We start from the raw sequence: 23,985 nt of genomic DNA, 5'->3' as shown, positions 1-23,985 counted from the left end.
GGCCCCGGACCGGGCGGCGGCAGCGCGGGCTCCAGTCGCACCGCCACCGCCCGGGGTCTGTCACCGGCCCGCGGGGGCCGGTTCCCGGGAGGAGGCCGGCGGGTCGGGCGCCGGGTCCTCCGGTACGGTCTCCCGCTCGGCCTCCTTGATCCGCAGGTCGTGGCGGAAGCGCCGCATCAGCAGGACGGCGGTGGCCCCGAAGCCGGCGCACAGGCCGACCCACACCCCGGGGCCCTGCCAGCCGAAGCCGTAGGCGCACAGCAGCATGGCCGGGGTGCCCACGGCCCAGTAGCCGATGAGGGTGTTGCGGAAGCCGCTCTTGGTGTTGCCCAGGCCGCGCAGCAGTCCGACGGAGACGTTCTGGGCGCCCTTGAAGAACTGCTGCGCGATGGCGAACAGCAGCAGGGTCCCGGCGAGGGACGCAGCCCCCGGATCGGTACCGCCGTCCATGAACAGCTTCAGCACCCAGGACGGCACCGCCAGATACACCAGCCCGAACACCGTCATCAGCGCGGCGCTCAGGGTCAGGGCGCGCCGGGCGATACGGCCCGCCTCGCCCGGGTCACCCTGTCCGACGGCACGGCTCACCGAGATCGAAGAGCCCTGGGAGAGGCCGATGTTGAACTGGTAGACGATGTACGCGCACTGGTTGACCACGTTGTGCGCGGCCAGCGCGGCGGGCCCGAAGCCGCCCATCAGCAGGGTGGCGACGGAGGTGATGCCCGCTTCGGAGCCGTAGGTCAGCGAGATCGGGATGCCCATCCGCAGCACCGTGCGCGCCGTCTCCCAGTCGGCCTTCCAGCCCTGCACCGACAGCAGCGGTGCCAGCCGCGCGTCACGGCGTACCCGCCACAGGAACGCGGCGAAGGTGAGCAACTGCACGACGGTGGTGGCCAGTCCGATGCCGGGCAGGCCGAGCCGGGGCAGTCCCAGCCAGCCGTAGATGAACGCGCCGTCGAGGGCCGCGTTCACCCCGATCGAGGCGATGGTGATCCCCAGCAGCGATCCGGGCCGGCGCAGGCCGACCGCGAACTGCCGCAGCACGTTGAGCCACAGCATCGGGATCAGCCCCGGCGCGAGGGTCATCATCATCGGCCGGGCCATCTCCAGCACCCGGGCGTTCACGCCGAAGAGGGTGAGCGCCCAGCCGAGCGCGATCAGGACGATGCCGCCCAGGACGCCGACGCCGGTGGCGACGGCGAAGGAGGCCCGTACGGTGGCGCGCACTTCGTCGCCGGCCGATTCGTCGAGCTCGTCGCTCTCGCCTCTGGCCTCGCCGCGGCCCGCCGCTCCGGCGATGAGGTTGCCGACGGCGGTGACGGCGCCCACGCACATGGTGCGCAGCTGGTTGTAGAGGGTGATGGCGAGGCCGCCCGCGGCGACGGCCTGGAGGCTCATCAGCCCCATCATGGCGAGGTCGACGGAGGTCAGCGCGACCTGGGCCAGCTGGATGCCGGCGATGGGTGCGGCGATGGCCGCCAGCGGCCGGTAGCCGGCGAGCGTTCTTGTCAGTCTCATGCGTGGGTTTCCATTCGGGCCGTCTCGGCGCGCGGCGTGGGCACCGATGCGGCGTAACTGTCCAGCAGTTGTTCCACTGCCCGGTCTGTGGCGGGGTCCAGCAGCCCCCGTTCGCGCATCCACTCGTCGTCGAAGACGGTGTCGAGATACTTCTCGCCCGCGTCGCACACCAGCGTCACTACGGTGCTCTTGGCGGGCAGGGCGGCGAGTTGGCGCAGGGCGACGCATATCGCGCCGCCCGCCGAGCCGCCGATCATCAGGCCGGTGCGCCGGGCCACCATACGTGCGGTGGCGAACGCGTCCGCGTCGGAGACCTGGACGCCCTGGTCGATGGCGGAGTAGTCGACATTGCTGCCGACGGGGAAGCCCTGCGGGCTGCCGCTGCCGGTCTGCCAGTACTTCGCCGGGGCGCCGCCGAAGATGATGGAGCCGGCCGGTTCGACGCCCACGGTGGTCACTTGGGAGCCGAGTCTGCGCAGTTCCTTCGCGGTGCCGCACAGGGAGCCGCCGGTGCCGATGGCGCTGATGAGGCAGTCCACGTCGCCGTACAGATCCTGCAGCAGCTCGTGGGCGAGGCCCCGGTATCCCTCGGTGTTGCCGGGGTTGTTGTGCTGGTCGGGCCGGAAGGAGTCGGGGTCGGCCGCCGCGAGTTCGGCCGCGCGCTTGCGCCGCTCGACCGACTGGACGCCGCCGGTGGGGCTGTCCGCCACGTAGTGGAGTTTCGCGCCGAGTGCCGCCATCGTCCGCAGTTTGTCCTTGCAGGCGTGGTGGTCGACCACGGCGGTGAAGCGGTAGCCGCGTTCGATCGCGGCGAGCGCGAGGCCCAACCCCGTGTTGCCGGAGGTGGGTTCGATGACGTGGCCGCCGGGACGCAGCTGCCCGGAGAGCTCCGCGTCGATCATCATCTGCTCGGCCATCCGGACCTTCGCGGAGCCGGTGGGGTTGAACTGCTCCAGCTTGAGCAGCAGACGGCTGCCGGTGTCGGTCCGGCACAACTCGAACAGCGGTGTACGGCCGATGAGTTGGGATACGTGGTAGACGACGTTCTCAGGGTTACCCATCAACGGACTCACCCATTAGGCCCCTCGATTCTTTCCGATGCCCGGTTTCCGCTACCGGTCGAGCTTCCAGCGGAACCGGTCCGCGTCGCGGGAGAGCACCACCCGGGACGGCAGCGGCAGCTGGTGGAATTCCGTTTCGTTCTTGTCCATCTGGTATCCCGCAGTGTTCGGGTAGATCAGCAGATCGCCGGTGCGGGGGGTGCGGGGGAAGGGGATTTTCCGCCAGGTGAGCATGTCGTATTCCATGCAACTGGCGCCGCCGACACAGGCGTAGACGGGATCGGCCGACTCGGGCCCGGTCTCGTGAGGGGACCACAGAAGGGGGTCGGGCAGATATTCGCTGCCCTTCCACTGTTCGGACACGCTCATGCTCAGACCGTCGACGGTGAGAATGCCGTAGCCGCCGCGGGGCTTGAATCCCTGTACGGGGAACACGGTGAACCCGGCGCCGTCGAGAAGGGCCCGCCCCGGCTCCAGCAGCAGCCGGGTGCCGGTGGCGGAGAATTTCTCCGCGACGGTGGCGTACTTGCCGCTCGTAGGGAAGGCGAGAATCGCCGCCAGCATGTCCGCGCCGGTGGGGGACTGGTGGTAGGGGTAGAAGTGGGTGAAGCTTTTCCCGGTGTGGAACCAGGACTTGAGGTAGGAGTCGTTGAACTCCTTCCAGTCGGCCTCCTCGACGTAGCTGACGGCGAATCCGCCGCCGATGGAGATGGACTCCGCCGGCAGTCCCCGTTCGCGCGCTGCCAGGCAGCGGTCGACGAGTTCGGCAGCGAGCTCCGCGCGCGGGGCGACCTCGTAGCCGTTGAGGTGGAAGGAGAAGCCCTCGGTGGTGAGGCTGCCGCGTTCGGCGACACAGTGGTCGATGGCCGTGTCCAGCTCGGCGGGGCTGAGGCCGAAGCGGCTTTTCGCGTTCACCTCGGGCAGTACGCGCAGCAGGACGCGGGCGCCGCCGGTGGCGTGCGCGATGCCGGTGAGCAGCTCCAGTTCGTCCAGCGCGTCCACGGCGATCAGGCACCGCTGCCGGGCGGCCAGCCACAGCAGCCCGTGGCTCTTGGCGGCGCCGGTGACCACCACGTCCTCGCCGCGTACGCCGTTGGCCAGCGCGTGCGCCAGCTCGGCCTCGCTGGCCACATCCACTCCGGTGCCGGTCTCCGCGCAGGCCGGCAGCCAGCAGGCGGACTTGTTGGCCTTCTTGCCGAAGTAGACCCGCCCCTGGACGCCCGCCGCGCTCAGCGCCTGGCCGAACGCGCGCGCGTTGTGCGCGAAGTGAGCCGGGTCCTGGAGGTGGAAGGGCCCGCCGGTGGCGTGTGCGATGTCGGCCAGCAGCCGCGGGTCGGCCCGTACGGCCGGCGCCCAGGCGGGCTCGATCGCCGGCAGGGACATCCCGGGCCCGAACGAGGTCATGTCCGTGTCCTGACGTGTGCTCAGCTCCACAGTCGCACCCGCTGTCCGCGTCCGGCCTCGATCGCCTTGTGCGCCAGGGCGTGGGCCACGGGTATGTCGGTGATGACCATGCCGCTGCTGAAGGCGAACACGCGGTCGTCGTCGCTGCGCCGGGCCGGCGCCTCGCCGGCCAGGATCTGCGGGAACTCGGCGTCGATCGTGGCGCTGCCGTCCTCGGCAGAGAAACGGGAGCCGGTGATGCCCAACTGGCCCTCGCTGGTGGCCAGGGCGTAGTCCGCCACGCGCAGAGCGCTGTCGTGCACGCCCTTGCTGGAGACGGAGATCAGCAGCCCGCCCGGCTTCATCCAGTCGAGCTGGACCGGGGGATGGGCGGCGCGCCCGGAGGCGGCGACGGCGATGTCGGCCTCCCGCATCGCCTGCGGTACGTCCACGACCAGCTCGATCTCGCGGTCGGGGAAGTGGTGCCGGAACCGGTCGAGGGACGCCTGGAGGCCTTCCTGGCTGGTGCCGAACAGCATCAGCCGTTCCAGGTTCGGCAGCACGGTGAGCAGGTAGGGGAGGGTGTTGAGCCCCTGAACTCCGGTGCCGATCATGAGTGCTGACCGGGCGTCGGGCCTGGCGCACGCCTGCGCGATCAGGGCCGTGGTGGCCGGGGTGCGCGAGGAGCCCACCCGGTCACAGTCCATCAGGGCGAAGGGCATGCCGGTGGTGTCGTCGTAGAGGCTGATCGCCGTGTAGTACTTGTCCCGGTTGTTGCTGCCCTGCCGGTACGAGGTCTTGAAGCCGACCTGCTCCACGTTCCCGTCGTAGCCGAGCATCGAGTAGGACACCGCGTCCCGCTGCGCGTTGGGCAGCGGCATCATCAGCTTCGCGGGGTTGCGGGAATCCCCGCGGGCGAAGGCCAGATAACCCTCGCGGACGGCTTCGATGACTTCGGTCGGAGTGATTTCGAGATCTGCGAGTTCGCTGCGCGTGAAGATGTGCAACTCGGGCTGACTCATGGAGAAAACACCGTCTCAAAAGAAGCTTTGCATGTCGTTGACTGGTGCTGGACAGGGTTTTGACTGTCCATTGGGGCGGCAATATCTGCCGCCTGGGATGCGGGAGTTGTTGTCTGCGCGGGGCGTCGACGTCGACGTCTCTGTAAGACCCGCTGCCCGCGAAACCTGCGCGGGCCGGGTGCGCCCGGCAGCGGAATACCTGTACACGGGCGGAGTTGGGGAAGCGAGAGAACCTCTGCGCTTCGCCTGGCCAAGACGCTAACGAAGTGAAACCACTAAGGCAAGCCTCACCTAACTGCTTCACCGGTGAATCAATTCCGTCTTCGCACGGCAATGCGTCGCGAGCGGAGTGACGACCGGGGCGGCGGTGTCCATTTCGCCCGGCGGCGCCCCAACTTCCATGGAAAAAGAGACCGCTTGGGGAGTTGTGGTTTGCTCAGCCCGCGCTTGGTCAGGTAAGCCTAACCTTCCCACGACGGAAGGTGCGTGACCGTGACCCTCACCAGGCGTGGACTCCTCCACGCGAGCGCCGCAGCCGGAACCGGACTCCTCGCCGCGGCGTGCGGACCGTCCGGCAACTCCCCACAGAAGCCCGCAGGACCACCCCGGCGCGGCGGCACACTGCGCGTCGGCGCCCTGGGCAGAACCTCCGCGATCGTCCGGGACCCCTTCGGGGTGCAGCCCAACGAGAGCGACTACCTGATCCTCAGCCTCGTTTACGACACCCTGACCCTCCCCGCCAAGTCCCCTTTGACCGCACCCCGGTTGGCGAAGAACTGGACCTCCAGCCACGGCCTGCGCCGCTGGCGCTTCGAACTGGAGAAGAACGCCCGCTTCCACGACGGCACCCCGCTGACCTCCGAGGACGTGGTGTGGTCACTGCGCAGGCTGCGCGAGTCGCCCTCCGGCGCCTCCCGGCTGCCCGGCATCAAGCCGGAGAACATCACCGCCGACGGGAAGCACGCCGTGGTCGTCGAGTCCGACTACCCCGACAGCGAAGTCCCGCTCCACATGCGGCTGACGACCTTCATCCTCAAAAAGGACACAAAGCATCCGGAGGGCGCCCCCGGCACCGGACCCTTCAAGCTCGACCACTTCCACAACGGCAACGCCCGCCTGGTGCGCAACGAACACTGGTACGGCGGCCGGGCGATGCTGGACGCCATCGAGGTCACCCTCTTCGAGTCCCCCTCCTCCCTGGCCAACGCCCTGCTCGCCGGTCAGATCGACCTCGCCTCCAACGCCGGACCCGTCGCCGCCCGAACGGCCAAGGGCCGCCCGGGAGTTCAGGTCGTACGCCGTCCTGATGACATGGCCCTGCCAGTGGTGATGCGCACCTCCGACGGCCCCTTCGCCGACCGCCGCGTACGAGAGGCCTTCCGGCTGGCCGTCGACCGGGACGCCATGGTCGAGCAGGCGCTCGGCGGCTACGGCACCGTCGCCAACGACATCCTGGGCACCGGCGACCCCGAGTACGCCCGCGACATCCCCCAGCGCAAGAGGGACCTCAAGCGGGCCGAAAAGCTCCTGAAGCAGGCCGGATTCGACCGCTCCGCCCCGCACCGGCTGCTCACCACCGAGGACGTGCCGGGCCTCGCCGAGTCCGCCGCCGTCTTCGCCGACCAGATGAAGGACCTCGGCGTGCGCATCGAGGTCGTCAAGCAGGACCAGGCCACCTTCCTCGGCGAGAGCCGCGGCAAGGCCCCGCTCTACACCTCCTTCTGGGGCACCAACGACTCCGTCATCTTCTGCGCCGGGAAACTCCTCACCTCCAACGCCGCGATGAACGACGCCGACTGGCACGACGACGACTTCGACGCCGCGTACGAGAAGGCCGTCGGCACCCCCCACGGCGACCGCCACCGGCACCGGCTGCGCGACCTCCAGGAGATCGAGCACAAGAAGTCCGGCTACCTCCTGTGGGGCATGGCCGACGGAGTCGACCTCGCCAAGGACACCGTCCAGGACCTCCCCACCCTCCCCGGCTACGGACGGGTGCAGCTGGAGCACACGTGGCTGAGCGACTGACGCCCGAGCTTCCCGCCGTCCAACGGGCCGTCGGGGGAGGGTCGTTGGGCCTGCGGCCCACCGCCGTCGCCGGTACGGTGCTGCGCCGGCTCGCCCTCCTCGGGCTGCTGGCGGCGGTGACCTTCTGCGCCGTCACCGTCCTGCCCGGCGACGCGGCACGCGCCGCACTCTCCTCCGACGCCTCGCCCGGCGAGGTGGCCGCGCAGCGCGCCCGCCTCGGACTCGACCGGCCCGCACTGTGGCGCTTCGCACAATGGACCGGCGGCCTCCTCCACGGCGACCCCGGCCACACCGCGCGCGGCCGGCCCGTCGCGGACGTTCTTGGCCAACCCTTTGCCGACACCTTGCTGTTGGGCGGCCTCGCCCTGGCGCTCACCGTGGTGGCTTCGCTCGTGCTCGGCGGCGCCGCGGTCCTGCGCCCCGGCCGGGCCCTGGACCGTACGGTCTCCGCCGCGGCCACGGCCGTACTCGCGATCCCCGAATTCGTGGTGGCCACGGCCCTCGTGGTGGTCCTCGCCCTGTGGCTGGGAGTGCTGCCCGCCGTGGCCCCCGCCTCCGGAACCACCGGCACCACCCTGTCCGCCTCCGCGCTCGTACTGCCCGTCCTCGCCCTCGCCCTGCCCCGCACCGGCTGGAACACCCGCCTCGTACGGGCCGCGCTGGACGAACAACTCGCCGCCCCGCACGTGGACGCCGCCCTCCTGGACGGCCTGCCCCGGCACCGGGTGCTGCTCCACCACGTGCTGGGCGGCGCCGTCCCCGCCCTCGCCGGCGGCATGGCCACCTCGGTCGGCACGGTGCTCGGCGGCACGGTCACCGTCGAAGCGCTCTTCAACGTCCCCGGCATGGGCTCCGTCCTCTCCGGCGCCGTCCGCGACCGCGACGCCCCGCTGGTCACCGCCGTCGTGGTCGCGACCGGACTGGTCATCACCCTCGTACTCGTGCTCACCGACCTGCTGCGGGCCTGGTCGGCGGGGAGGACCCGATGAACCTGACCCTCCGTCACACTCCTGTGCCTCCCGCGGTGTTGCGTGCCACCGGGGCCCGGCGGCTCCGCGCGGCGCTGCGGCTCACCCCCGCGCTGTTCGTGATCGGCCTCGCCCTGCTCGGGCCCCTGCTGCCGCCCCACCCGGCCGGCAAACCCGTCGCCGCCCTGTACGCGCCGCCCGGCCCTGACGCGCTGCTCGGCGGGGACCAGGTCGGCCGGGACGTCCTCAGCCGGCTACTGGCCGGCGGCCGGGACCTGCTGCTGTCCTCGCTGCTCGTCGCCGTCGCCGTCACCGCGCTCGCCACCGTGCTGGGCGCGTTCGCCGCGCTGCGGCCGAGAGTGGGCGCCGTGCTCGAACGGGCCGCGGACACCGTGATCCTGCTGCCCGCCGTACTCGGCATCATGGTCATCGGCCTCGCCGCGCCCGGCGCGGGACGCACCCCCGTGGTACTGGCCTCCATCGTGCTCGGCACGCCCTTCGCCTTCCGCGTCGTCGCCGCGGCGGCCCAGCCCCTCGCGGACTCCGCCTACGTGGAGGCAGCGCTCGCGACGGGGGAGCGCACCCCCTCACTCGTCCTGCGCGAGATCCTGCCCAATCTGCGCGCGACCGTCCTCGCCCTCCTCGGGCTGCGCTTCGTCGCCGCCGTCAACGTGGTGGCCACCGCCGGGTTCCTCCAGATCGGCGCCCAACCCCCGGCGGCCGACTGGGCGTTGATGGTCCGCGAGAACGCCCCCGGCGTACTCCTCGACCCCTGGGCGGTCCTCGCCCCCGGCCTCGCCATCGCCGTCCTCGCCGCGAGCGTCAACCTCGCCCTCGACGCCCTCACCCCGACCACCAGGAGCCGAGAGGTGACGCGCCTGTGACCCCCGCACCCGCCGTACTCGACCCGCACGCCGTGCCCGACGTACACGCTGTGCTCGACCTGTACGACCTGACCCTGACCGCCCCGGACGGGCACACCCTGACCCACTGCCCGCGACTGACCGCCCGCACGGGAGACATCGTCGCCGTGACGGGGCCTTCCGGCGCCGGCAAAACGACCCTCCTGCGCAGCATGACCGGCGCGCTTCCGCCCGGGGCGCGGCACACCACGGGAGGGCTCAGCGTCCTCGGCTCCGACCCGCTCGCCCTGCCGCCCGCGCCCTTGCGTGAACTGCGCCGCCGACGGGTCGCGTTCGTCGGCCAGGACCCCGCGTCGCGGCTCAACCCCCGGATGCGGGTCGGCCGCCTCCTGGCCGAACCCACCGGCGCCCGCCCCTCCGACCCCGCCGTACGACAGGCCCTCGCCGACGTCGCCCTCCCCACCGGCGCCGACTTCCGCCACCGCCGAGCGGGTCAACTCTCCGGCGGCCAGCAACGCCGAGTAGCCCTGGCCCGAGCCCTCACCCGCACCCCCGACCTGCTCCTCCTCGACGAACCCACAGCCGGCCTCGACCCCGAACTCCGCGCGACCCTCACGGCGTTGCTGCGAGCGCACGCCGCGGCGGGCACAACCATCGTCCTCGCCTGCCACGACCTCGCCCTGGCGGGCGACGTGGCGGGTTCGGTTGTCGCCCTGGATGCCGGTCAACCCCTTGAGGGGGGCGGCGTGTTGGCGGGCAGGCGGGGCTCCGCGCCTGCGGAGGAGAGGGGCGGTGGGGGAGAGGGGGACCCCGCCCCGTCGGAGCCGACGAGCGGCCCGCAGCGGGCCGCCTCCGGGACAGCCACGCACGGGCCCGGCCCCGATGAGGGGGCGCACCTCCCGCCCGGCCCCGGAGCGGTGAAGGTCCCGCAACCCGCGGTCAGTTCAGCAGATGGTGATGGCGAAGACCTCAGCCACGTGGGGCAGGAGACGCCCACGGGCGGCCCCGTAGAGCGCGATGGCGTGGCTGGTGGACGCGGCATCGGCCACGGCGAGCAGGAGGCGCCGCCGGCGGACCGTGCTGCGGATCCCGGAGGTGGCGCCGCGCCTCCATCGACCATCTCAGAGGCGGTGAAGGGCCCGCAGCCCGCGGCTGAGCCAGCCGGGCGCGAGGCCGGGGGTGGTGGACGCGACAGTGGCCATGGCGCGGGGACGGTGCCCGTGGCGGAACGTTCTGCGGAATCCGGTCGCGGGGGCGTGCCTCCACGAACCGCTCACGGGGCGCCGCTTTCCGGGGCCGGCTTCGAGGCGTCTCCTCGGAGCGGATCCGACGCGCGACCGGTGGCCGTCGTCGAGGGCGGGGTCCGGGCCGCAGGCTCCGCGTCCGTTGCCGGGGAAGAAGGCGGGGCTGAACTCCTGCGCGTGGAGGGGCTGTTCGCGTGGGCGGGCCGTGAGCGCGCGGAGCCGTTGCTGCGTGACGTCGGACTGGGGCTGGAGCGGGGGGACGCTCTCGCGTTGACCGGGCCGTCCGGGGCGGGGAAGACGACCCTGGGTCGGGCACTGGACGGGTTGCACCAGCCTTCCGCGGGGCGGCTGTGGCTGGACGGGCGGGCCGTGCCGCTGGGGATCCGGCAGCGGAGTCGGGCTCTGCGGCGTCGGATTCAGCTCATTCCGCAGGACCCGCTTGGCACCCTGAACCCGGCGCGTACGGTCGGGGCCACGCTGGCCCGGCCGCTGCGGTTGCGCCACGGCAGCCGCGTACGTCCCCGGGGCGGGCAGGTCGCGGCGGCGCTGGAGGAGGTGGGGTTGCCCGCGGATCTCGCCCGGCGCTACCCGCACGAACTGTCCGGCGGGCAGCGGCAGCGCGTCGCCCTCGCGCGCGCACTCGCCGCCGGCCCCGACGTGCTGGTGTGCGACGAGATCACCTCGTCCCTGGACGCCCGGACCGCCGAGGACATCCTGGCGCTGCTCGACGGGCTGCGCCGCCGGCACGGCCTGGCCCTGCTCCTGATCAGCCATCACCTGCCCGTCATCGCCCCGCTGACCACCCACGTACTGGCCCTGCGGGACGGCCGCGTCCAGGGCGGACCCGACGCGACGGACACCCGTACCGGGAACGGGGACGCGACAGGAGAGGGCCGGTGAGACGGTCAGCGCGCGGGGCCACCCGCCTTCCGCGCGAGGGCCTGCGACACCGCGTCGAAGAACGCGCTGATCGCGGGTGCCGTGCAGGGCAGTTCGGGGTTCCAGGGGAGTACGTCCGCCGTGGCGGTGACGCGCTGCCAGTCCTGGACGCCGGCCAGCTCGATGAGCGGCGTCGCGTTGCTGCGCATGTCCGCGAGTACGAGGTCCGGGCCCGCCGCGGCCACTTCGTCCCAGCCGACTGTGGCCCAGTTGGGGCCGGGCCCCGGTATGTCCACGAGCCGGACCCCGGTGTCGGCGAGCTCCTGGAGATCCGGCCACGCCTGGGGGCGGGCGACATGCGCCTTGTCGGTACCAGCAGGAGACAACGCCATCACTCGTACGCCGGAGGCCAGTTGGGCCGCCTCCCGCAACCGCACCGTACTGCGCGCCAGTTCAGCCTCGGAGGCGCCCGCCTGTGAAACGTTTCCACCGGACTGCGCGCCGAGAGAACGGGCCAGCTCCGCGAACCTGCCCCGTACGGCGGACAGCCGGTGCCCGGGCCCCACCCCGAGGGCGACAGTGGGTACCGCCGCCTCCACCTCCTCGGCGACCGACGGGTCGAGCCCGTAGAGCTGCTTGCCGTCATAGGTGACGCTCACGAACAGGTCCGGCTCCGCGCCGAGCACGGTCGCGGCGCTCAACTCCGCGCCGGAGCCCAGATATTCGGCGCCTGTGTCACGCAGCGTGCCGGTCTTGGCCGGGTCGAGGCCGTCCTTGTCGTGCGCGGAGCCGAATATGCCGTGCACCGGCAGGCCCAGATCGTGTAAAGCCGCAGCCGCCTGTACGTAGGCCACGATCCGTCGAGGCGCCCGCGACGCTGTGGCCTCGTGTCCACGGTCGTCCCGGAAGGTCCAAAGGCTGTCCGTCGTCATGGGTCTCCTGCCCGCTCTCGTGCGCGCCGACCGGTGCGGGGCGCGCGGATATGCCTGTGCCCTCCCCTGCACATGCCGCCGGTATGCGGGCCGCGGCAGAAACACGGCTCTGCGTACACGGTTCTCCGTGCACGCCCGCCCCGCCGCCCGGAAAGACCGCACGGAGCCGGACAACGCGGGACGTGAGCGGGTGAACTCCGGCACAGCGGGCGCTCCTTGACGCCCGCCCGGCCCGATGTTTTGATCACTGCCACCCGCAAGTAGTTGCAAGAGATGTGCAATAAGAGCGGGGCGCCGCGACGCGTCCCCGGATGAGGTGAGAAGAAGCGTGCCGGTAGACCGGACCCGCCGGGGAGTCCTCGGCCTGGCGGGCGCCACCACGGGAGCCGTACTCCTCGGCGCCTGCGAGCCGGCGCGCGGCGACACCTCCGGCGGGCCGCCCCGCCGCGGCGGCACCCTGCGCGCCGTCTTCCCCGGCGCAGGCGCCACCGAGACCCTCGACCCGCACGCGCAGCGCCAGTTCGTCGACATGGCGCGGCACAAGGCGCTCTTCGACAAGCTCGTCGACCTCGACGCCTCCCTGCGCCCCGTGCCGCGCCTCGCCACCTCCTGGGAGTCCGACAAGGACGCCACGGTGTGGCGCTTCCGGCTGCGCGAGGCCCTCTTCCACCACGGCAGGACGCTCACCGCCGAGGACGTCCTCTTCAGCCTCGCCCGCATCCTCGACCCGCACGCCGCCGACCACTTGGCGAAGGAGACCCTCTCCGTCATCGACGTACAGCGCTCCCGCGCCCTCGGCCGGCACACCGTGGAGATCGCGCTGAAGCGGCCCAACGCGGAACTCCCCTCCCTGCTGGCCACCACGGGAACCTCGATCGTGCCGCGCGACTACCGGCCGCAGAAGCCCGTCGGCACCGGCCCGTTCCGCTTCGAGGACTTCACCGCGGGACGCTCCTTCAGCGCCCGCCGCTTCGACGACCACTGGGACGGCGCACCCCACCTCGACGGGCTGCACATCTACTCCGCCGAACCTGAGGCGCGCGCCAGCGCCATGCAGTCCGGCGAAGTGGACTACGCCCACGAGATGACGCCCACCTTCGCCCGCATCGTGGAGGCCGGCAGCGGCGTACGCATCGTCGCCGCACCCGGCGCGGGCGCCGACGGCATCGCCCTGAAGACCGACCGGCCGCCCTTCGACGACCCCGACGTCTGCCTCGCCCTCAAGCTGCTCGCCGACCGCAGGCGCCTGGTCGACGTGGTCCTCGACGGCAGGGCCCGCATCGGCAACGACCTGTACGGCAAGGGCTTCCGCTACTACCCCGACGGCATCGGACAGCGCGAACGCGACGTCGCCGAGGCGCGCCGGCTGCTGCGCCGCACCGGCACCCTCAACAAGAAGCTGACCTTCTACACCTCCACCATCGCCGACGGATTCGTCGACGCCGCCCACCTGTTCGCCCAGCAGGCGGCGGAGGCGGGACTGCACATCAAGGTCACCACCGGGCCGCCGGAGAGCTACTTCACCGACCAGCTCACCACCGGCCAGCTCGGCTCCCACCGCTGCGGAGCGATGCCCATCCCCACCTACATCAACCAGCGGCTGCTGACCGGCTCCGCGCAGAACGCGACGGCCTGGCGCCACAAGGACTTCGACGCCGAATTCGCCCGCGCGCAGGCCACCGTCGACGGCGACAAGCGGACCGAACGGTACGGCACTCTCCAGCGCACCGTCCGCGACAAGGGCGGCCTCCTGCTGTGGGGCCACCCCGACTGGCTCAACGCCGTCTCCACCCGGCTGCACGGCGTGCAGGCCGTCCCGCCCAACACCGTGGACTGGGCCCGCTTCGACAAGGTGTGGCTGACATGAGCACCGGCGGCTACGCACTCCGACGCCTGCTGCTCGCCCTCTCCCAACTGGCGATGCTGGCCGTACTGGTCTTCCTCATGACGTCACTGCTGCCCGGCGACGCGGCAGAGGTGAAGTTCAACGAACAGTCCGGCACCGCCCATGTGGCCGGTCTGCGCGCCCAGATGGGCCTCGACCGCCCGCTGACCGAACGCTTCACCGACTGGGCGGGCTCGCTGCTCACCGGCGACTTGGGTACCTCCCTGGTCAGCAAGAACCCGGTCACCCACATCATCACCAGCTCCCTGGGCGCCACCGCCATGCTCGCACTCGTGACCGTCGCGCTCCTCGTGCCGCTCGCCGTCGTCCTCGGCCTGACCATGGGGCTGCGCGAGGGCGGACGCCTGGACCGTACGATCTCCGCCGTCACCCTGGCGCTGAACTCGGTGCCCGACTTCGTCCTCGCCCTCGCGCTCGTCGCGGTCTTCTCCCTGCGGCTGGGCTGGCTGCCCTCCACCTGGATCGGCGTGGAAGAGGGCGATGTGCTCGCCAGGCCCGCCCTGTTCGTGCTGCCGGTGGCCGTACTGCTGGCCCGTACCGTGTGCCTGCTGTCCCGTCAGATCCGCGCCGGTACGGTGAGCGCCCTGCACGCCGGGTACGCGGTGCAGGCCCGCCGGCTGGGCGTACCGCGCAGAACTCTCGTACTGCGGCACGTTCTGCCCAACGCCGCAGTCCCCGGCGTCCAGGAACTCGCCCGCACCGGCGACCACTTGCTCGGCGGAGTCCTCGTCGTGGAGGCCGTGTTCGCGATCCCCGGCACCGCCACCTCCCTGATCGAAGCCGTGCAGAGCCGCGACGTGCCGACCATCCAGGCGCTGATCCTGCTGCTCGCCGCCGGCGCGCTGCTCCTCAACCTCGGGGCCGACCTCGTGTGCCACCGGCTGGCCCCGCGTACGGAGGTCCTCCGGTGACGGCCACAGACCACGTTTCCCTGCCGGAACACAGCGCCGGTACGGCTGCCTCCCGGCAACGGCGGCCCCGGGCGCGCCTGGTGACCGCGCTCGTCCTGCTCGCCGTACCCCTGGCCGCCACACTGCTCGGCCCGCTGCTCGCGCCTCCGATCACGTCACGTGACGCAGCGCCGTACGAACTGGGCCACGGCCATCTGCTCGGCACCGACGGTATGGGCCGCGACGTACTGGGGCTGCTGCTGCACGGCGGCGCCAGCGCCCTCGGGGTGGCGTGCTGCGCCGTGGCCGTCGCCTATCTGGCCGGCGGACTGCTCGGCCTCACCGCGGCCGCCACCCGGCACAGCTGGCTCGACGAACTGCTGCTGCGGCCGGTCGAGGTGCTGTTGCCGCTGCCGTCGCTGCTGGTCATCAGCGTCGTCGCGGTCGGCTGGCGGGGCGAGCCGCCGGCGATCGCGCTGGCGGTCGCCGCCATCAACGTCCCCGCGGTCGCCCGCCTGATCCGCGCGGCGGCACTCGACGCGGCGAGCAGCCCGGTGGCCGAAGCGATGCGCGTACAGGGCGAATCGTGGGCCCGTATCCAGTTCGGCTACATCGGACGCTCCGTCCTGCCCGTCGCCGCGGCCGACATCGGCACCCGCATCGCGGCCGCCGTCTTCACCGTCGCCGCCGCCAACTTCCTCGGCCTCGGCATGGAACCCACCTCACCGGACTGGGGCGTCACCGTCGCTGACAGCCGCGAGGCCCTGCTCATCCAGCCGTGGGCGGTGTGCGCGCCCGCCGCGATGCTCGTGCTGTTCACCGTCGGCCTCAACCTGCTGAGCGACGGCCTCCTGACGAAACCGGGGGCGGCGGTGCGGCGGCGACCGGGAGCTCCGGAGGCCTTTCCGGGTGCTTACGGGGCACGGCACCGCGGGAGTGCGGCGGCCGGCGAGAGCGCGCCGGACGCCGGAGGTGCGCGGGGGAGCGGGAGCGGGCCTGTCGCCGGGGGCGCCTTGGGCCGAGGCGATGTACCGAGCACCGGGAGCATGCCGGACCACGGGACCGCGGTGGAGGCGGGGAGCGCGCCGGATGGCACGGGCGTGCCGGACAGCGGGAGTGCGCCCGGTGCCGAGAGCGCCGCCATCGGCGAGAGCGTGCCGGGCGACGGAAGTGTGCCAGGGGCCAACAGGGCCTCGGACGGCGAGAGTTCAGAAGGGAACGGACGATGACGCCCGTCGTCGACGTACGCGGACTGACGGCACGGACCGCGAGCACCGTGCTGCTCGACGGCGTGGACCTCATCATGGAACCGGGTACGGTCACGGCTCTGGTCGGCCCCTCCGGCAGCGGCAAGACCACCACCGCGCTCGCGCTCCTCGGCGAGAGCGGACCGGGAGTGCGGCTGGGCGGCACGGTACGGGTGGACGGCACCCCCGTGGTCGACGACGGCGGGGTGACCGCCGGCGCGGCACGCCTGCGCGGCGGAACGGTGGCCTACATGCCGCAGCACCCCGGCAGCGCCCTCAACCCGGCCCGCCGCACCGGCGCGGTCCTGACGGAACTCGCCGGACTGCACCAGGAGGTGCGGGACGCGGGCGCGGAGGGCGGGCCCGTACGACGCCGTACCGTACGGCGACACGGTGCGCGTGACGCGGCCTCCGCAGCTCTGCGGCAGGCCCAACTCGCGGACACCCCGGCCATGTTGCGGCGCTTCCCGCACCAGTTCTCGGGTGGGCAGCGCCAACGTGTCGCCCTCGCCCAAGTGCTGGCCTGCGGACCCCGGGCCCTCGTCCTCGACGAGCCCGGTACGGGGCTGGACACCGTGACCCGCATGGGGCTGGCTCGCGAACTCGCCGCGCTCGCCCGCGGCGGCCCCGCGATCCTGCTGCTCAGCCACGACCACGCCATGGTGCGTGCCCTCGCCGACCACGCGGTCGTTCTCGAGAACGGCCGCGTCGCCGACACGGGTCCGCCCGCCGAGGTGCTGCCGGCGCCCTCCGGGCCGGCCGCCTTTCCCGTACCCGCGCAGCGAGGCGCCGTTGAGTCGGCGGCGGATGAGCCGTCGCGTACGGACGCCGTACCGGAGGAGGGAGCCCCCGTAGCCCCGGCGCCCCAACCCGGCCTGCACGTACGGGACATGACGGCCTGGCTTCGTCCGCGCCGCCGCGATGCCGTCCTGCGTGACGTGTCCCTCACGCTGCCCGCCGGCGGCTGTCTCGCCGTCGCCGGACGCTCCGGCAGCGGCAAGACGACGCTGGCCCGCTGCATCGCCGGGCTCCACGAACGCTTCAGCGGAGAGGTACTTCTGGACGGTACGCCGCTGCCCGCGCTGCGCCGGCGCAGCCCCGTACAGAAGCGCCGCGTGCAGTACGTGTGGCAGGAAGTGCGCGGCTCCTTCGACGAACGGCGCACCGTGGCCGACCAAGTCGCCCGTACGGCCGTCCGGTTGTGCGGCCTGTGCCCCGAGTCGGCCACCGACGAGGCGTACCGGCTGCTCGCCCGGCTCGGCGTCGCGGCCGAGACCGCGGGACGCCATCCGGACGCCCTCTCCGGCGGGGAACTCCAGCGTGCCGCCTTCGCCCGCGCCGTACTCGCCGGGCCGGACGTCCTCGTGTGCGACGAGGTCACCACCGCGCTCGACGGCACCGCCACCGACAGCATCCTGGCCGAACTCGCCCGGCTGCGGCGCGAGGAGGGCACGTCCGTGCTGTGGATCGGCCACGATCTGCGCCTCCTGGCCACCGTCGCCGACCGGCTCGTCGTCCTGGACGGGGGAGAGGTGGCGGAGGAGGGCGAGTGCGCCGACGTGCTCGCCGCGCCGCAGTCCGAGGCGACCCGGCTGCTGCTCGGCGCCGAGGAACTGGGCGCGGCCACCGGCGCGGTCGCGTCGGCACGCTGATGCGCGCCGAGGGCGGCGGGCGGGCGCGGGTGCGGCAGGCACGCCGACAGGAAACGGGACGGGGCGACGCGCCGGGCGACCACCGGCGGACACACGACCACCGGCCGGCGCGGAACCGCCGGCAGACAGAGAACCGGCAGACAGGGAGAGGACACCGCATGACCGAGACCACCACCACCGCAGGGACCGACTGGCAGGCGTGGCAGGACAGTTGGGACCTGCAGCAGGAGTGGTACATGCCCGACCGTGAGGAGCGGTTCCGGGTGATGCTCGACATGGTCGAGGCCCTCACCGGCCCCCGGCCCGCCGTCCTCGACCTGGCCTGCGGCACCGCCAGCATCACCGACCGGCTGCTGAAGCGGCTGCCCAACGCGCGCAGCACCGGGCTGGAGGTGGACCCGGCGCTGATGGCCATCGCGGAGGGGCACTTCGAGGGGGAGGACCGGGTGGAGTTCGTGACCGCCGACCTCACCGACCCGGAGTGGACGAGCAGGCTGCCGCACCGCGCCTACGACGCCGTACTGACGGCGACCGCGCTGCACTGGCTGGACAGTGCGGCGCTCGGCACGCTCTACGGTCAGATCGCCCAAGTCCTGCGCGACGGCGGCGTGTTCATGAACGCCGACCACATGGAGGACCAGTCCGCGCCGCGCATCAACGCGGCCGCCGCCCGCTTCACCGCCTCCCGCAAGGAGCGCGAACAGGCCGCCGGAGCGCTGGACTGGGCGGCATGGTGGCAGCAGGTCGCCGACGACCCGGTGCTCGCCGGGCCCGCCCGCGAACGTTTCGCGCTGCTCGGCGACCCGCGCGAGCCGGCCCCCACCGGCGGCCCCCGCAGCGCCCAGCCCTCCACCGCCTGGCACGCCGACACCCTCCGCGACGTCGGCTTCACCGAAGCCCGCCAGGCCTGGTGCTCCCCGAGCGACGCCCTCATGGTGGCCCTGCGCTGAGGCCAGCGAACTCCTGTGCCGCGCCGCCGCGTTGCTCGCCTGACGCCGGAGGGGCTACGGGGTGCGGAGGTTGGCGACCGCGGTGGTCATGCAGTAGCCGATCGGGCCTGCCGTGTCGTACAGGGTGCAGTGGCCCACGGCGACGCCCTCCTCGCTGGAGTGCGCGGCCGACTCCAGGCCGATCTCGCCGCTGAGCGGCAGCCGGCTGAGGCACACGGTGTAGTCGGCGTTGATGAACTGCAGCCCCTCCTCGCCGGCATGGGTGAGCGGGCTGGCCGCGTCGGCGGCGAGCGCCGTGCGGACGAGGGGCGAGAGCGCTTCTCCGGCGACCAGTTCGCGGGAGTCCAGCAGCCACGCGCGGCGCCGCCCGCGGCTCTCCTTCCAGTGCCGGATGGGCGTGTTGTCCTCGTCGAACATCCACAGCGTCCACGCCTCGTCGCGCGGCGGCGGCAGTTCGGACGGCAGTGGCGCGTCCCAGCCGGGAGTGGCGCGTACGTGTCCCGGCGGCTGTTCGGTACGGCGCAGCATCACCGCGCTCGCGCGGGCCACCGGTCCGTCGCTGCCGTACACGGTGGCGTCGGCGACCCGGATGCGCCGCCCGTCGCGCACCCGGTGGGTCTCCACCCGTACGGGCGCCGTCGGCGCGTTGCGGAACAGATCCACCGTCAGCCGGGACAGATGCAGGCCGTCCTCCGCGTGCTCGCGCTCCAGCGCGCGGGCCGCCAGCCCGCCCAGGAGGCGGCCGTGCAGCATGCCCTCCGCCCACCAGCTGCGCGCGTGCGCGGCGGGCACGAACTCCTCCCCGGCCGTGGTGAAGAACGCCTCGTACTGCCCGGTCCCGGCCACCGGCTCTCCCTCCTGCTGTCTGCTGCGGTTCTGTTCTCTGCTGTGGCTCTGTTCTCTGCGGCGCGTCACGCGAGGTGCCGGGTCACTCGTCCTCCCCGGCCGGGTCGAGCCGGCGGATGAGGACGAGCGCCGCCTCGGTGATCTCGTCGGCCTGCTCCTTGTCGGCGCACATGGCGATCTCGCGGCCGGCCTCGCCCATCACCGCGGTCAGTGCCGCGGCCGTGAGCCGGTCCACCGCTTCGCTGCTCACGCCGAGCAACACCGCGTTGCGGCGCACCCATTCACGGTTCCGGGTGCGGCGTACCAGCTCGAAGCCGGGAGGGCCGTCGCCGTCCATGAACAGCCGGACCAGCCCGCGCCGCCGCCAGGCGCAGCCGAGGAAGGCGCGCGCCCCCACGATGAACAGGTCCAGCGGGTCCTCGACCCCCGCGTCCCTCGCCTTGGCCACCGCGGTCGCCGAGGTCTGCTCGTGCGTGGCCTGGTGGTCCTCCCACAGGGCGAGGAACAGCTCGGACTTGCCGCCGAAATGGTGGTAGAGGCTGCCGACGCTGGAGCCGGCACGCTCCACTACGGCGGCGACGCTCGTCTCCGCGAAGCCCTGTTCGCTGAAGATCTCACCGGCCGCGTGCAGCAGGGTCCGCCGGGTCTCGGCCGTACGGCTCCACTGCCACGCGTTGCCGCCCGCCACCGGCTTCCCGGTCCTGCGTGCCATCGTGCCTCCTCCTGCCGTACACCTACCGAACCGAATCTTAGAATCCACCGCCCAATGAACCGACACGGGGCGGCCCTTGGCGCCCCATAAGGGGCGCGGGGAACTGCGCAAAAACCGACCACAGCGCGAGCCGCACCCGCCCAACACCCGTACAGGCCACACGAATCGGCGCACGCGGCCCAGCGCAGCGCCCGGCGCCGCGACCCTTGACGCCCGCACCCCGCAGGGATCACGCTGCTCACAGTTCTGGAGTCACATTCTAGAAAATACGCGGGCCGCCGGCCCGCCCCGCACACCCCGGACAGGAAGGACAGCCGTCCATGGTGGACTTCTCGCTCAGCGACGAGGAGCGTCAGATACGCGACACCGTCCGGGCGTTCATCACGAAAGAAGTGATGCCCCTGGAGCAGGAGGTGCTGCGCAACGAACGCGCCGGCGCCCCGGCCCTCGACCAGGGCGTACTCGCCGAACTCCGCGCCAAGGCCCGCAAGTCCGGATTCTGGGGCGTCAACACCCCTGAGGAATACGGCGGAATGAACCTCGGCCCCGTGATGACCGCCATCCTCACCATGGAGACCGGCCGCACCTTCGTGCCCTTCACCTTCGGCGGCACCGCGGACAACATCCTCTACGCGGGCAACGAGGAGCAGAAGCAGGAGTATCTCGTCCCCACCATCGAGGGCCGCCGCCGCTCCTGTTTCGCCATCACCGAACCCGGCGCCGGCTCGGACGCCCGCAACATCCGCACCCGCGCCGTACGCGACGGCGACGACTGGATCATCACCGGCGAGAAGACCTTCATCACCGGCGGCAACGAGGCCGACTTCGTGATGGTCTTCGCCGTCACCGACCCCGACAAGGGCGCCGACGGCGGCGTCACCTGCTTCCTCGTCGACCGCGACATGGGCTGGAAATCCGAGCCCATCCCCACGATGGGCCAATGGGGTCCCGCCTCCCTCGTCTTCGACGACGTACGGGTGCCCGCGCGCAACGTCCTCGGCGAGGTCGGCCAGGGCTATCCGCTGGCCATGCGCTGGATCGGCCAGGGCCGCTACCTCATCCCGGCCGGCGCGCTGGGCGCCGCCGAGCGGATGCTGCAGATGGCCGTCGACTACGCCGGCATCCGGCACTCGATGGGCCACCCCATCGGCGACTACCAGGCCATCCAGTGGCAGATCGCCGACTCCCAGGTGGAGATCGAATCCAGCAAGTGGCTGACGCTGTACGCCGCCTGGCGCGTCCAGGAAGGCATGGACGCGCGGCACGCCTCCTCCATCGCCAAACTCAACGGCGCCCTGATGGCCAATCAGGTCGTCGACCGCGTCCTGCAGATCCACGGCGGCATGGGCTACACCAAGGAACTGCCCATCGAACGCTGGTACCGCGAACTGCGCCTCCTGCGCATCTTCGAGGGCACCGACGAGATCCAGCGCCGCACCATCGCCCGCAACCTCCTCAAGGGCCACGTACGGCTCGGCGGAATCGGCGAATGAGCCCCGAACACGCCCCGGAAGCAGGGACGGTGGGGGAGTGGACCGTGGGGGAGCGGCCCGAGGAGGAGCGGACCGTGGGGGCGCCGGCATGAGCGCCCCCACCGCGCCGGACCGGGCCGCGGCACTGCGCGCCCTGTTCGCGCCCGCCTCCGTCGCCCTGGTCGGCGCCACCGACAAGTCCGGCTGGTCCCGGTCCACCTTCGACAACCTGCGCGACAACGGCTTCCCCGGGCCCGTACACCTGGTCAACCCCCGTACCGAGGTGGTGCACGGGCAGCGCGCCCACCCGAGCCTCGCCGCCATCGGCGAACCCGTGGACATGGCCTACGTGATGGTGCCCACCGACGCCGTGCTGCCCGTCCTGCGCGAGGGCGCGGCAGTGGGCATCCGCACGTACGTGATCCTCAGCGCCGGCTTCGGCGAGACCGGGCCCGAAGGCCGCCGCCGCGAAGAGGAGATCCTCGCCTTCGCCCGCGACAACGGCCTCACCGTCCTCGGCCCCAACGGCAACGGCTACATCAACGCGACGGCGTCCACCACGCCGTACGGGCTGCCCATCCCGCAGCCCCTCATCGGCGGGCCCGTCGGCGTCGTCCTGCAGAGCGGTGCGCTGGCCAGCTCCGTGCTCGCCTTCGCGCAGGCCCGCAACGTCGGCCTGAGCCTGCTCACCTCCATGGGCAACGAGATGATGGTGTCCGTCACCGACGTCATCCACCACCTCGTCGACGACCCCGCCACCAAAGTCATCGCTCTCTTCCTCGAATCGGTGCGCCACCCCGAGGAGTTCGCCCGCGCGGCACGCCGTGCGGCGCGGGCCGGCAAGCCCATCGTCGCCCTCAAGATCGGCTCCAGCGCCCTGGCCTCGCACACCGCGCAGGCCCACACCGGAGCGCTGGTCGGCGACGACGACGTCGTGGACGCGGCGTTCCGGCAGCTCGGCGTCGTCCGCGTGCACTCCCTCGAAGACCTCATCATCACCGCCGGGCTGCTCGCGCACACCGGCGGCATCCCCGGGCCGCGCCTCGGTGTCGTCACCCCCTCCGGCGGCGCCTGCGAGATCATCGCCGACCGTGCGGAACAAGAGGGCCTCCAACTGCCCCCGTTCGCCCCCGAGACGGTGGCCCGGCTCAAGGAACACCTGCCGGACTTCGCCACCGTGCAGAACCCCCTCGACGTCACCGGCTACGTCGTCGTCGACCGCACCCTCCTCGGCCGGGCCCTCGACATCGTCGCCGACGACCCCGGCCTCGACGCCGTCCTCCTGCTCACCGACCTGCCCCGACAGCCGCCGCCCGAGCCGGAGTTGGCCCACCACTACTTCGGCGCCGTCGCCCAGCGCATCCGCGAGGCGGCGATCCCCGTCACCGTCGCCGGCAACGTGCTCACCGACATGACCCCCGCCGGACGCGAACTCCAGGACCGGACCGGCTTCCCGTACGTGGCCGGCGGCATCGACCACGCGATGACCGCACTCGGCGCGGCACTGCGCTGGACGCGCGAACGCCCCTCCGCCGCGCGGCCCGCCCGCGCCGCGCTCGCCGCCCCGGCCCCTGCTGTTCCCGCCGAGGACCGCACGGGAGTCTGGAGCGAACACCGGGCCGGGCGCCTGCTCGCCGACCACGGCATCCCCGTCGTCCCCTCCGCGCACACCAACGGCGAGGACGAAGCGGCCGCAGCGGCCGACCGGTTCGGCTACCCCGTCGTCCTCAAGCTCACGGCCGAGACGCTCGGCCACAAGAGCGACATCGGCGGCGTACGCCTCGGCCTCGACACCCCCGACGCCGTACGCCGCGCCCACCGCGACCTCCTCGGGGCGGCGCGCCGGCACGGCATCGGCGACCCCGCCACGCTCGTGCAGCCGCAGCGCACCGACGGCGTGGAACTCCTCGTCGGCGTCGTACGCGACCCCGCCTGGGGCCTCACCATGGCCCTCGGTCTCGGCGGCGTCTGGGTCGAAGTGCTCCGCGACACGGCCCTGCGGCTGCTCCCTGTGAACGCCGCCGAAGCGCGTGCCGCACTCGCCGAACTCCGGGGTGCCCGCCTCCTGTCCGGCTCCCGCGGCACCGAACCGGCCGACCTCGACCACACCGCCGAAATCATCGCCCGCATCGGCGACTTGGCCACGACGCTCGGCCCAGACCTGACAGCCCTGGAGGTCAACCCCCTGCTTGTCCACGGCTCCCGGGTGGAAGCGCTGGACGCGCTGATCACCTGGCGGTGAAGGCCTCGCGCTGAGCGGGTGGGTTCCCAACGGGCCGGCCGGGTCGGCCTTGTCCTCGTATGGATACGGCCAGGTGGCGAGCAGCCCGCCGTCGCGAGGCCGGCAGCGGGCGAGCGGTGCCCGGTGCACCGAGGGCACGGCGCTGACGCGCAACGTGTGGCCCTGACCTC

Annotated in this window: 18 protein-coding genes; 11 read left to right on the top strand and 7 right to left on the bottom strand. The window is 72.4% G+C overall.

From position 1 onward, the window contains the following. Positions 1 to 60: 60 nt before the first annotated feature. From AC3AGO_RS01165 to AC3AGO_RS01150, 4 genes are read right to left on the bottom strand one after another with little or no spacing between them, the layout of a single operon-like run. A complete protein-coding gene (locus AC3AGO_RS01165; RefSeq protein ID WP_487818172.1) occupies positions 61 to 1,518 on the bottom strand; it encodes an MATE family efflux transporter in 1,458 nt (485 codons plus the stop codon). Next, positions 1,515 to 2,579 (bottom strand): PLP-dependent cysteine synthase family protein, encoded by a 1,065-nt coding sequence (locus tag AC3AGO_RS01160; RefSeq protein WP_487818171.1) that lies wholly within the window; start codon positions 2,577 to 2,579, stop codon positions 1,515 to 1,517. The genes AC3AGO_RS01165 and AC3AGO_RS01160 overlap by 4 nt, the downstream gene beginning before the upstream one ends. 51 nt (positions 2,580 to 2,630) lie before the next feature. Further along, positions 2,631 to 3,983: a type III PLP-dependent enzyme domain-containing protein gene (locus tag AC3AGO_RS01155; protein WP_487818170.1), complete on the bottom strand. Its 1,353-nt coding sequence runs from the start codon at positions 3,981 to 3,983 to the stop codon at positions 2,631 to 2,633. A gap of 20 nt (positions 3,984 to 4,003) precedes the next feature. Continuing rightward, positions 4,004 to 4,984 carry an ornithine cyclodeaminase family protein gene (locus AC3AGO_RS01150; protein ID WP_487818169.1) on the bottom strand — a complete coding sequence of 327 codons (981 nt, stop codon included), beginning with the start codon at positions 4,982 to 4,984 and terminating at the stop codon, positions 4,004 to 4,006. 492 nt (positions 4,985 to 5,476) lie between these two features. Between AC3AGO_RS01150 and AC3AGO_RS01145 the strand changes: the two genes are divergently transcribed. Genes AC3AGO_RS01145 through AC3AGO_RS01130 form a run of 4 tightly spaced genes read left to right on the top strand, consistent with a single transcriptional unit; the run spans position 5,477 to position 10,987 of the window. Next, positions 5,477 to 7,012, top strand: coding sequence for an ABC transporter substrate-binding protein (locus AC3AGO_RS01145; protein ID WP_487818168.1), 1,536 nt, complete (start codon positions 5,477 to 5,479; stop codon positions 7,010 to 7,012). Beyond that, complete coding sequence (locus tag AC3AGO_RS01140) at positions 6,997 to 8,001, top strand: ABC transporter permease (RefSeq protein WP_487818167.1); 1,005 nt, start codon at positions 6,997 to 6,999, stop codon at positions 7,999 to 8,001. The genes AC3AGO_RS01145 and AC3AGO_RS01140 overlap by 16 nt, the downstream gene beginning before the upstream one ends. Continuing rightward, complete coding sequence (locus AC3AGO_RS01135; protein WP_487818166.1) at positions 7,998 to 8,864, top strand: ABC transporter permease; 867 nt, start codon at positions 7,998 to 8,000, stop codon at positions 8,862 to 8,864. Before AC3AGO_RS01140 ends, AC3AGO_RS01135 begins: the two co-directional genes overlap by 4 nt. Continuing rightward, the gene (locus AC3AGO_RS01130) at positions 8,861 to 10,987 is read left to right on the top strand and encodes an ABC transporter ATP-binding protein (protein WP_487818165.1); all 2,127 of its coding nucleotides are present in this window, start codon (positions 8,861 to 8,863) and stop codon (positions 10,985 to 10,987) included. The genes AC3AGO_RS01135 and AC3AGO_RS01130 overlap by 4 nt, the downstream gene beginning before the upstream one ends. Before the next feature lie 5 nt (positions 10,988 to 10,992). On the opposite strand, the gene AC3AGO_RS01125 is transcribed toward AC3AGO_RS01130, so the two are convergent. Next, a complete protein-coding gene (locus tag AC3AGO_RS01125) occupies positions 10,993 to 11,898 on the bottom strand; it encodes a substrate-binding domain-containing protein (protein ID WP_487818164.1) in 906 nt (301 codons plus the stop codon). 328 nt (positions 11,899 to 12,226) lie between these two features. On the opposite strand from AC3AGO_RS01125, the gene AC3AGO_RS01120 reads away from it, so the two are divergent. The 5 genes from AC3AGO_RS01120 to AC3AGO_RS01100 all read left to right on the top strand — a co-directional run bounded on the left by AC3AGO_RS01120 (position 12,227) and on the right by AC3AGO_RS01100 (position 18,543). Further along, positions 12,227 to 13,765 carry an ABC transporter substrate-binding protein gene (locus AC3AGO_RS01120; protein ID WP_487818163.1) on the top strand — a complete coding sequence of 513 codons (1,539 nt, stop codon included), beginning with the start codon at positions 12,227 to 12,229 and terminating at the stop codon, positions 13,763 to 13,765. Further along, a complete protein-coding gene (locus tag AC3AGO_RS01115) occupies positions 13,762 to 14,715 on the top strand; it encodes an ABC transporter permease (protein WP_487818162.1) in 954 nt (317 codons plus the stop codon). Before AC3AGO_RS01120 ends, AC3AGO_RS01115 begins: the two co-directional genes overlap by 4 nt. Next, a complete protein-coding gene (locus AC3AGO_RS01110) occupies positions 14,712 to 15,923 on the top strand; it encodes an ABC transporter permease (RefSeq protein WP_487818161.1) in 1,212 nt (403 codons plus the stop codon). Before AC3AGO_RS01115 ends, AC3AGO_RS01110 begins: the two co-directional genes overlap by 4 nt. Continuing rightward, the gene (locus AC3AGO_RS01105; protein ID WP_487818160.1) at positions 15,920 to 17,593 is read left to right on the top strand and encodes an ABC transporter ATP-binding protein; all 1,674 of its coding nucleotides are present in this window, start codon (positions 15,920 to 15,922) and stop codon (positions 17,591 to 17,593) included. Before AC3AGO_RS01110 ends, AC3AGO_RS01105 begins: the two co-directional genes overlap by 4 nt. Positions 17,594 to 17,751: 158 nt before the next feature. Further along, complete coding sequence (locus tag AC3AGO_RS01100) at positions 17,752 to 18,543, top strand: class I SAM-dependent methyltransferase (RefSeq protein ID WP_487818159.1); 792 nt, start codon at positions 17,752 to 17,754, stop codon at positions 18,541 to 18,543. Between the two features lie 54 nt (positions 18,544 to 18,597). Here the strand turns inward: AC3AGO_RS01100 and AC3AGO_RS01095 are convergent, their stop codons facing one another. Then, positions 18,598 to 19,389 (bottom strand): acyl-CoA thioesterase domain-containing protein, encoded by a 792-nt coding sequence (locus AC3AGO_RS01095; protein ID WP_487818158.1) that lies wholly within the window; start codon positions 19,387 to 19,389, stop codon positions 18,598 to 18,600. Between the two features lie 82 nt (positions 19,390 to 19,471). Then, positions 19,472 to 20,101, bottom strand: coding sequence for a TetR/AcrR family transcriptional regulator (locus tag AC3AGO_RS01090; RefSeq protein WP_487818157.1), 630 nt, complete (start codon positions 20,099 to 20,101; stop codon positions 19,472 to 19,474). Between the two features lie 320 nt (positions 20,102 to 20,421). Between AC3AGO_RS01090 and AC3AGO_RS01085 the strand changes: the two genes are divergently transcribed. Continuing rightward, positions 20,422 to 21,594, top strand: a complete 1,173-nt coding sequence (locus tag AC3AGO_RS01085) for an acyl-CoA dehydrogenase family protein (RefSeq protein WP_487818156.1) — start codon at positions 20,422 to 20,424, stop codon at positions 21,592 to 21,594. An 88-nt stretch (positions 21,595 to 21,682) separates the two neighbouring features. Further along, positions 21,683 to 23,815: an acetate--CoA ligase family protein gene (locus AC3AGO_RS01080; RefSeq protein WP_487818155.1), complete on the top strand. Its 2,133-nt coding sequence runs from the start codon at positions 21,683 to 21,685 to the stop codon at positions 23,813 to 23,815. Positions 23,816 to 23,985 lie beyond the last annotated feature (170 nt).

It is taken from the genome of Streptomyces sp. BL1 (assembly GCF_057628045.1).
This window is presented reverse-complemented; position numbering and strand designations above follow the sequence as displayed.

Bases quoted from the DNA above. Each gene is read 5' to 3' on its own strand.
- AC3AGO_RS01160 (WP_487818171.1), bottom strand. From the start codon at position 2,579: ATGGGTAACCCTGAGAACGTCGTCTACCACGTATCCCAACTCATCGGC.
- AC3AGO_RS01085 (WP_487818156.1), top strand. From the start codon at position 20,422: ATGGTGGACTTCTCGCTCAGCGACGAGGAGCGTCAGATACGCGACACC.
- AC3AGO_RS01090 (WP_487818157.1), bottom strand. From the start codon at position 20,101: ATGGCACGCAGGACCGGGAAGCCGGTGGCGGGCGGCAACGCGTGGCAG.
- AC3AGO_RS01080 (WP_487818155.1), top strand. From the start codon at position 21,683: ATGAGCGCCCCCACCGCGCCGGACCGGGCCGCGGCACTGCGCGCCCTG.
- AC3AGO_RS01100 (WP_487818159.1), top strand. From the start codon at position 17,752: ATGACCGAGACCACCACCACCGCAGGGACCGACTGGCAGGCGTGGCAG.
- AC3AGO_RS01115 (WP_487818162.1), top strand. From the start codon at position 13,762: ATGAGCACCGGCGGCTACGCACTCCGACGCCTGCTGCTCGCCCTCTCC.
- AC3AGO_RS01125 (WP_487818164.1), bottom strand. From the start codon at position 11,898: ATGACGACGGACAGCCTTTGGACCTTCCGGGACGACCGTGGACACGAG.
- AC3AGO_RS01150 (WP_487818169.1), bottom strand. From the start codon at position 4,984: ATGAGTCAGCCCGAGTTGCACATCTTCACGCGCAGCGAACTCGCAGAT.
- AC3AGO_RS01165 (WP_487818172.1), bottom strand. From the start codon at position 1,518: ATGAGACTGACAAGAACGCTCGCCGGCTACCGGCCGCTGGCGGCCATC.
- AC3AGO_RS01135 (WP_487818166.1), top strand. From the start codon at position 7,998: ATGAACCTGACCCTCCGTCACACTCCTGTGCCTCCCGCGGTGTTGCGT.
- AC3AGO_RS01155 (WP_487818170.1), bottom strand. From the start codon at position 3,983: ATGACCTCGTTCGGGCCCGGGATGTCCCTGCCGGCGATCGAGCCCGCC.
- AC3AGO_RS01105 (WP_487818160.1), top strand. From the start codon at position 15,920: ATGACGCCCGTCGTCGACGTACGCGGACTGACGGCACGGACCGCGAGC.